Raw genomic sequence first — 8,286 nt, forward strand, 5'->3', positions numbered from 1 at the left:
CGCACGGTTCTCCGTGCGCTGTGCGTTTCGTGCTGTGCCTTGGTGCAGTTGCGGCTGCTCAACGCCCGTCCCGCTCGATGGACCGACGCAGTTCCGTCGTGTCGAACGGTCCCTGGTCCCGGAAGGCCCGGGGGAACGCCCGGCGGCGGACCGCCAGGTCGAGACAGGCCGGTGTGGGATGCACATGAGCACCCCGGCCGGGCAGCGTACCGCGAGGATCGGGGGCACACTCACCCTCGATCATCACGATCCGCAGCAGATCGCTCTTGGCCGCTCGCTCCCGGCACCCCACACAGGTGCGCTCAGGGCATGCGCGGGAATGCGTCCGACCAGACACTTCTTAAGTCTACCTCCCCGTGCCGGCCTCACCCCGATGGGGTAAGGGCCGAACGGCTGCTCAGAATTCCCGGTCGACCGCCGCGGCACCACTTCTTTTCGGCGGGCCGCGGCGGAGCCGGCGGATTCAGTCCTGCGGTGCCTGCTCGGTGTCCGGACGGATGTCGATCCGCCAGCCCGTGAGCCGGGCGGCGAGCCGGGCGTTCTGCCCTTCCTTGCCGATGGCCAGCGACAGCTGGTAGTCGGGGACGGTGACCCGGGCGGAGCGTGCCGCCAGGTCCACGACCTCGACCCTGCTGACCCGGGCCGGCGACAGCGCGTTGGCCACCAGCTCGGCCGGGTCGTCCGACCAGTCCACGATGTCGATCTTCTCGCCGTGCAGCTCGGCCATCACGGCGCGCACCCGGCCGCCCATCGGGCCGATGCAGGCACCCTTGGCGTTCAGGCCCGAGCGGGTGGACCGTACGGCGATCTTGGTGCGGTGACCGGCCTCGCGGGCGATGGCGGAGATCTCCACCGAGCCGTCCGCGATCTCCGGTACCTCCATGGCGAAGAGCTTCTTCACCAGGTTGGGGTGGGTGCGCGAGAGCGTCACGGACGGACCGCGGACGCCCTTCGCCACCCGGACCACGTACGTACGCAGTCGCGTGCCGTGCGTGTACTCCTCACCGGGGACCTGCTCCTGCACGGGCAGGATGGCCTCCAGCCGGCCGATGTCGACCAGCACGTTCTTGGGGTCCTTGCCCTGCTGGACGAGACCGGTGACGACATCGCCCTCGCGTCCGGCGTACTCGCCGAAGGTCATCTCGTCCTCGGCGTCCCGCAGCCGCTGCAGGATGACCTGCTTGGCGGTGGTCGCCGCGATCCGGCCGAAGCCCGAGGGGGTGTCGTCGAACTCGCGGGGCTCGGCGCCCTCTTCCAGGTCTTCCGGGTCTTCCTTCGCCCACACCGTCACATGGCCGGTGTTGCGCTCCAGCTCCACCCGCGCCCGCCGGCGGCTGCCTTCGGTGCGGTGGTAAGCGATGAGGAGGGCCGACTCGATCGCCTCGACCAGCAGGTCGAACGAGATCTCCTTCTCCCGCACCAAACCCCGCAGGGCACTCATGTCGATGTCCACGGCTACGCCTCCTCCTGGTTCTCGTCGATCTTCTCTTCGTGCTGCGCGTCACGCTTGTCGGACTTGCGGTTGAACTCCAGCTCGACCCGCGCCTTGGCGATCTCGTCGAACGCGACCCGGCGGGTGGTCGGCTTGCGGCCCTTCACACCCGGTACCTCGACGTCCAGACCCGCGTCGTCGACGGCGGTGATCCGGGCGATCAGCTCGTCGCCCTCGTGGAGCCGGGCCTTGATGAGGCGGCCGACGGCGCGGCGGTAGTGCCGCAGCTCGGTCAGCGGCCGGTCGGCGCCCGGGGAGGTCACCTCAAGGGTGTACGGGGCGCCGCCCATCGCGTCGGAGTCGTCCAGGACCTGCGATGCCTCGCGGCTCAGCGCGGCGCAGTCGTCCAGCTGGACGCCCTCGTCGGAGTCGACCACGATCCTCAGCACTCGCCGCTTGCCCGCGGGGGTCACCTCGATCTCTTCCAGATCCAGGTCTCGCGCGGCGACGAGCGGTTCAAGCAATCCGCGCAGCCTCTCGCTCTGGGTGGTGCTCATCCGGGTGACTCCTCGGCCGCGTGTGCTGTTGTGGGAAGGTCGCGTGTCGGGTCAAAGCCTATCGGTACCGGCGGGGTACTGACGATTCGGTGAGCGGTCACGGCTACGCTCGCCTGCGGTGATCACTACGGAAGACCCCGGGAAGTGGAACGTGCCGAACCAGGCGCTCACGCGTAGAAGGACCCTGCTGGCCGGCGCCGCCCTCGGGGGCGCGGCCCTGCTCGCGGGCTGCTCCGGGGAGCCGGAACGGGACCGTCCGGCGGACCCCTCCGCCGCCGACCGGCTGCGCACGGGCGCCGCGCGCGACAGCACGGCGCTGCTGGCCCGCTACGACGCGACACTGGCCGCGCACCCGGCGCTGGCCGCGCGGCTGCGGCCGCTGCGCACCGAAGTCGCCCGGCACGCCGAGGCGTTCGGCGACCGGTCCGGGACACCCGCCCCCGGCGGCACGCCGTCCGGCACCCCGGCCCCCGGCACCAAGACGCCCGCGCCCGGCCCCGCGCACACCGCCGCCCCGCCGGCCGGGGCCGCGGTGCCCCAGGACGAGAAGGCCGCGCGGTCGGCGCTCGCCGACGCGGAGCGGCGGCTCGCCGACACCCGCACCAAGGCGCTGACCGCCGCGCCGCCGGAGCTGGCCCGGCTGCTCGCCTCGGTGGCGGCGGCCGGCGCGGCCCACGCGTATCTGCTGACAGCGGCCGAGGCGTGACGGCGGCGGGCAGCCCTCCGGGTGCGTACCGCGGCCGGGGACCGACCAGGGAAAGGGCGTAGCCACGAATGACCGGGACAACCGGTGCCGAGGACCGCGGCGCGGAACTGGCGGCCGTGCAGGCGGCGCTGGCCGCCGAGCACGCCGCGGTGTACGGCTACGGCGTGGTCGGCGGCCGGATCGCCGCCGACCGCCGCAAGGAGGCGCAGACGGCGTACGACGCGCACCGCGCGCGCCGGGACGCGCTGCACCGTACGGTGCGCGACCTCGGCGGGCGGCCGCAGGCGGCGGCCGCCGCCTACGCGCTGCCCTTCCCGGTGCCGGACACCGCCGCCGCGGTCCGGCTGGCCGCGGAGCTGGAGGACCGGCTGGCGGGCGTCTACGCGGACCTCGTACGGGCCGGTGGCGCGGCGCGGCGGGCCGAGGCGGCGGCCGCGCTGCGCGAGGCGGCGGTGCGGGCCGTGCGCTGGCGGGGCAGCGGCGTAGCCTTCCCCGGGCTCGCCGAGCGGGCCCCGGCGGGCGCCGCCGCGAACGCGCTCTGACCGACCGGCCGCCCCGCGGCCACCGCTTCCAGGAAAAGGACAGTTCCAGCATGTCAACGGCACCCGTCGAACCGCCGCAACGGTTGGTGAGCGCACTGAGCGGCGATCCGGACAGCCCCGTACGGAAGTGGCTGGCGGCGCTGCCGACAGTGGTTCAGCAGCGGCTGGACGCCTGGGATCTGACGCTGGAACGGGTGCAGGCGCCCGGTGGCCGCGGCAGTCTCGTCGCGCTCGTACGGCAGCAGGACGGGACGCCCGCCGCGCTGAAGTTCCCGGTGCCGGGGCAGGCGTCCGCGCGGGAGGGTGCGGCGCTGGCGGCGTGGGACGGCTGGGGCGCGGTGCGGCTGCTGCGGTCCGACGAGACCGGTGGCGCGCTGCTGCTGGAGCGGCTGCACGGCGCGGTGTCGCTGCGCTCGCTGCCGGAGGCCAAGGCGCTGCTGGAGGCGGCCGGGACGGTGCGCCGGCTGTGGGTGGCACCGGCCGAGGGGCATCCCTTCGAGACGCTGGCCGGCCGCACCGAGGAAGCGGTGGCGGCGCTCGAAACCACCGGGGCGCTGGTCCCGGCCGCCGGGCCGCTGGTGGACGAGGCGCTGGAGCTGCGCCGGGCGCTGCCGGCCGGCAGTACGGAGCAGGTGCTGCTGCACGGCGCGTTCCGGCAGGGCAAGGTGCTGGCCGGTGAGCGGGTGCCGTGGCTGGCGGTCGGCCCGGCGCCGGTGGTCGGCGAGCGGGCGTACGACCTGGCGGGCCTCGTACTGGACCGCTTCGAGGACCTGGTGGCCGGCTCCGGCGGGGCGGCCACGGCCCGCCGCAGGGTGGCCAGGCTGGCCGACTCCCTGGAGGTCGAACGGGACCGGCTGCGGGCCTGGACGCTGTACCTCGCGGTCGCCGCGGGCGTCCGCGAATCCGCGGCCGGTGACCGCCGCCACGGCGAACTGCTGCTGGAGTTCGCCACCTGGCTGTAGCGGGCGGGCACGCGAACGGGCCGGCCGGGGTGGTTGTCCACCCCGGCCGGCCCGGATGCGGGGGTTACGCGCCGAGGCGGGCGACGGCCTCCTCGACCGTCAGCTCCTCGCGCTCGCCGGTGCGGCGGTCCTTGACCTCGACGACGCCCTCGGCGGCGCGGCGGCCGGCGACCACGATCGTCGGGACGCCGATCAGTTCGGCGTCGGTGAACTTCACACCGGGCGAGACACCGGCCCGGTCGTCGACGAGGACCCGCAGGCCCGCGGCGCCGAGCCGCTCGCCGATCTCCAGGGCGAGCTCGGTCTGCTTGGCCTTGCCGGCGGCGACGACATGGACGTCGGCCGGGGCGACCTCCCGGGGCCAGCACAGGCCGGACTCGTCGTGGGTCTGCTCGGCGAGGGCGGCCACCGCGCGGGAGACGCCGATGCCGTACGAGCCCATGGTGACCCGGGCGGGCTTGCCGTTCTGGCCCAGCACGTCCAGTCCGAAGGCGTCCGCGTACTTGCGGCCCAGCTGGAAGATGTGGCCGATCTCGATGGCGCGGTCGATGCGCAGTCCGGCGCCGCAGTTCGGGCAGGGGTCGCCGGGCTCGACGACGACCACGTCGAAGTACTCGTCGACCTCGAAGTCGCGGCCGCACACGACGTTCCTCGCGTGCGTACCGGGCTTGTTGGCGCCGGTGATCCAGGAGGTGCCGGGGGCGATGCGCGGGTCGGCGAGGTAGCGGAAGGACTTGCCGGCCAGGCCCTGCGGACCGACGTAGCCGCGGACCAGGTCGGGGCGGTCGGTGAAGTCGTCGGCGGTGACCAGTTCGACGGTGGCCGGTGCGAGGTGCTCGCCGAGCTTGCCGAGGTCCACCTCGCGGTCGCCGGGGACACCGACCGCGACGATCTCACCGTCGACCTTGACCAGGAGGTTCTTGAGCGTGGCGGAGGCCGGGACGCCCAGGTGCGCGGCGAGCGTCTCGATGGTCGGGGTGTCGGGGGTGTCCAGCTCCTCCACGGGGCCGTGCGCCGAGCCGTCGGCCGCGGCGACCTTGACCGTGACGGCCTCGGTGTTGGCGGCGTAGTCGCAGGCCGGGCAGTCCACGAAGGTGTCCTCACCGGCCGCGGCCGGGGCCAGGAACTCCTCGGAGGCGGAGCCGCCCATCGCGCCGGAGACGGCGGAGACGATGCGGTAGTCCAGGCCGAGCCGCTCGAAGATCTTGGTGTACGCCTCGCGGTGCAGCGCGTAGGACTCGGCCAGACCCTCGTCGGTGGTGTCGAAGCTGTACGAGTCCTTCATCTGGAACTCGCGGCCGCGCAGCACGCCGGAGCGGGGGCGGGCCTCGTCGCGGTACTTGGTCTGGATCTGGTAGAGGATCACCGGCAGGTCCTTGTAGGACGTGCACTGGTCCTTGACCGTGAGGGTGAAGATCTCTTCGTGCGTGGGGCCGAGGAGGTAGTCGGCGCCCTTGCGGTCCTTGAGGCGGAAGAGGAGGTCGCCGTACTCCTCCCAGCGGCCGCTGGTCTCGTAGGGCTCCCGCGGCAGCAGCGCCGGGAGCAGGACCTCCTGGCCGCCGATGGCGTCCATCTCCTCGCGGACGACGCGGGAGACGTTCTCCAGGACCTTCTTGCCCAGCGGCAGCCAGGTCCAGATGCCGGCGGAGGTACGGCGGACGTATCCGGCGCGCACGAGCAGCTTGTGGCTGGCGGTCTCGGCGTCGGCCGGGTCGTCGCGCAACGTCTTGATCATCAAGCGGGACATGCGCTGGACCTGCGCGGCGTGGGCCATGGGAGTTTCTCCTGCGTAAGAAAGGTGACTCCCTGGAGGTTAGCCGCAGGGATGTGGCGCACGGAAATGCGTTCTCCGCCGCACCGGCCGGGCGGCGCGCGCTCAGGGGCGCCGGAGCGGCAGCGGCGCGCCCATGACGGCGTACGGCGTCGGGGCGCCGGGGAAGAGCACCCGGCGGGCGAGGTCGCGGTAGCCCAAGGAGCGGTAGAGCCCGCGGGCCGGGCTCTCGGTGTCGACGGCGGAGAGGATGCTGCGGGGTTCGCGGGCCTCGTCGGTGATGCGGGTGATCAGTGCCCGGCCGATGCCGTGCTGCTGGTGGGCGGGGTGGACGTGCAGTTCGGTGATGACGAAGGAGTCGTCGAGCCAGTGGTCCAGGCCCTCGCTGTGCAGGTAGGGCTCGACGACGGTGGACCACCAGTGGGCGCGGTCGTTGGGCATGCCGTAGACGAAGCCGACGAGCCGGCCGGCCGGGGTGGTGGCGCCCAGGGCGCGGGCGCCGGGGCAGGTGAGGTGGCGCAGCACGATGTGCCGGCGGACGGCGATCTCGTCGTCGGTCAGGCCGAAGGCGAGCGCCTGGACGGCGAGCGCGTCATCCACCCGGGCAACGAGATCAAGGGGGCCGACCGCGACGTCATCCATGGTCGGGAGCGTACAAGGAGGCGGCCGGGGACCGTACGCCGATGGCTCAGAACAGCACGCTCATGAACGCGCCGACCTCTTCGAAGCCCACCCGGCGGTAGGAGGCGCGGGCGGCGGTGTTGAAGTCGTTGACGTAGAGGCTGGCGATCGGGGCGACGTCGCTGAGGGCGTAGCGCAGCACGGCGGCCATACCGGTCTCCGACAGGCCCTGACCGCGGCGTTCGGGGGCGACCCAGACGCCCTGGATCTGGCATGCCTGCTGGGTGGCGGCGCCGATCTCGGCCTTGAAGACGACCCGGCCGTCCTCGATGCGGGCGAAGGACCGGCCGGCGCCGACGAGTTCGGCGACCCTGGCCTGATAGAGGAGTCCGCCGTCGCCGGCCAGCGGCGAGATGCCGACCTCTTCGGTGAACATGGCCACGCACGCGGGCATGATCACGTCCATCTCGTCCTTGCGGATCCGCCGGACGTACGGGTCGGGCGCGACCTCGGTGGACGGGGTGCGGGTGACCATCAGGGGCTGGTGGGCGCGGATCTCGCGGGCCGGGCCCCAGGTGGGTTCCAGCAGCGACCACAGTGCGGCGGTGGGGCCGGCCGGGCCGACGATGGAGGAGCAGCGGCGGCCCTGGCGGCGGGCGCGCTCGGCGAAGCCGCGGACGGCCTCGGTGGTGGCGCAGACGGGGACGAGGTTGGCTCCGGCGTAGCACAGGGACCGCAGCCGGCCGTCGGCGTACCAGCCCCACATCTCGCCGCCGAGCCGCCAGGGGTCGAGCCCGGCGATCTGGACGCGGGCGGCGACGAAGGCGTTGGCGACCGGATCCCGGTCCAGGACCGCGAGGGCCTCGTCGAGCTCCCCGGGCTCCAAGACCTTGATGGTGGTGGTCGTCAGCACGTGTCGGAAAGCCTCACCGGTGCGGGCCTGGGAGGTCAGGCGGGAGCAGGTCCTGGCACTTTACCTCTCCGTGCGCGGGAGCACCCGGCCCGCTGCGTGACGGCGCACACCGCGGCTGTGGCGGGCGTGGTGAGGCGCGCCGCGGTACGCGTGAGCCCCGCGGCCCGGGTGGGGGCGGCGGTGCTCGGGGGCGCGGGGCGGCGCCGGGGCGTCAGCGGCTCAGACGGTGGCCGGTTCGCCGGCGGCCGTGACGACCGGGGCGCCGGAGGCCACGCCGTCCTTCTCCATCTGCTCGGCGATCTTCATGGCCTCTTCGATGAGGGTCTCGACGATCTTCGACTCGGGGACGGTCTTGATGACCTCGCCCTTGACGAAGATCTGGCCCTTGCCGTTGCCGGACGCCACACCCAGATCGGCCTCCCGCGCCTCACCGGGACCATTGACGACACAGCCCATCACGGCGACCCGCAGCGGCACCTCCATGCCCTCCAGAGACCCGGATCGTGTCACCGATGCCCTCGCTCAGCAGCGCACCGAACGCCACCGCGGACTTGATGGTGCCCTGGAAGGCGGGGCCGGCCTCGGTGACGCCCAGGTGCAGGGGGTAGTCGCAGCGCGCGGCGAGCTGGCGGTAGGCGTTGACCATCACGACCGGGTCGTTGTGCTTGACCGAGATCTTGATGTCCCGGAAACCGTGCTCCTCGAAGAGCGACGCCTCCCACAGCGCCGACTCCACCAGCGCCTCCGGCGTCGCCTTGCCGTACTTCTGGAGCAGCCGCCGG

9 protein-coding genes and 1 pseudogene are annotated in these 8,286 nt (G+C 73.2%); 3 read left to right on the top strand and 7 right to left on the bottom strand.

Annotated elements, in window-relative coordinates:
- Nucleotides 1-58: 58 nt before the first annotated feature.
- From IH09_RS33160 to rimP, 3 genes are all read right to left on the bottom strand, one after another.
- On the bottom strand, nucleotides 59-337 hold the full coding sequence (locus IH09_RS33160) for a DUF448 domain-containing protein (RefSeq protein ID WP_110952748.1): 279 nt from the start codon (nucleotides 335-337) through the stop codon (nucleotides 59-61).
- A 126-nt stretch (nucleotides 338-463) separates the two neighbouring features.
- Nucleotides 464-1,453, bottom strand: a complete 990-nt coding sequence (gene nusA / locus IH09_RS33165; protein WP_052861265.1) for a transcription termination factor NusA — start codon at nucleotides 1,451-1,453, stop codon at nucleotides 464-466.
- Nucleotides 1,454-1,455: 2 nt separating this feature from the next.
- Nucleotides 1,456-1,989, bottom strand: coding sequence for a ribosome maturation factor RimP (gene rimP / locus IH09_RS33170; protein ID WP_052861266.1), 534 nt, complete (start codon nucleotides 1,987-1,989; stop codon nucleotides 1,456-1,458).
- Nucleotides 1,990-2,107: 118 nt separating this feature from the next.
- Between rimP and IH09_RS33175 the strand changes: the two genes are divergently transcribed.
- From IH09_RS33175 to IH09_RS33185, 3 genes are all read left to right on the top strand, one after another.
- On the top strand, nucleotides 2,108-2,695 hold the full coding sequence (locus IH09_RS33175) for a hypothetical protein (protein WP_318279627.1): 588 nt from the start codon (nucleotides 2,108-2,110) through the stop codon (nucleotides 2,693-2,695).
- A gap of 68 nt (nucleotides 2,696-2,763) precedes the next feature.
- Nucleotides 2,764-3,237, top strand: a complete 474-nt coding sequence (locus IH09_RS33180; RefSeq protein ID WP_052861268.1) for a ferritin-like domain-containing protein — start codon at nucleotides 2,764-2,766, stop codon at nucleotides 3,235-3,237.
- A 50-nt stretch (nucleotides 3,238-3,287) separates the two neighbouring features.
- Nucleotides 3,288-4,199: an aminoglycoside phosphotransferase family protein gene (locus IH09_RS33185; protein ID WP_052861269.1), complete on the top strand. Its 912-nt coding sequence runs from the start codon at nucleotides 3,288-3,290 to the stop codon at nucleotides 4,197-4,199.
- A 64-nt stretch (nucleotides 4,200-4,263) separates the two neighbouring features.
- Here IH09_RS33185 and IH09_RS33190 read toward each other — a convergent pair whose 3' ends face one another.
- From IH09_RS33190 to IH09_RS33205, 4 genes and pseudogenes are all read right to left on the bottom strand, one after another.
- On the bottom strand, nucleotides 4,264-5,973 hold the full coding sequence (locus tag IH09_RS33190) for a proline--tRNA ligase (protein ID WP_052861270.1): 1,710 nt from the start codon (nucleotides 5,971-5,973) through the stop codon (nucleotides 4,264-4,266).
- Nucleotides 5,974-6,075: 102 nt separating this feature from the next.
- The gene (locus IH09_RS33195) at nucleotides 6,076-6,612 is read right to left on the bottom strand and encodes a GNAT family N-acetyltransferase (protein WP_052861271.1); all 537 of its coding nucleotides are present in this window, start codon (nucleotides 6,610-6,612) and stop codon (nucleotides 6,076-6,078) included.
- Between the two features lie 46 nt (nucleotides 6,613-6,658).
- Entirely contained in the window at nucleotides 6,659-7,504 is an 846-nt protein-coding gene (locus IH09_RS33200; RefSeq protein WP_052861272.1) for a GNAT family N-acetyltransferase, read from the bottom strand.
- 219 nt (nucleotides 7,505-7,723) lie between these two features.
- Nucleotides 7,724-8,286: pseudogene (locus IH09_RS33205) on the bottom strand (flavodoxin-dependent (E)-4-hydroxy-3-methylbut-2-enyl-diphosphate synthase); the annotation flags it as partial.

This window comes from Streptomyces celluloflavus, from assembly GCA_000720995.1.
GTDB lineage: Bacteria > Actinomycetota > Actinomycetes > Streptomycetales > Streptomycetaceae > Streptomyces > Streptomyces celluloflavus.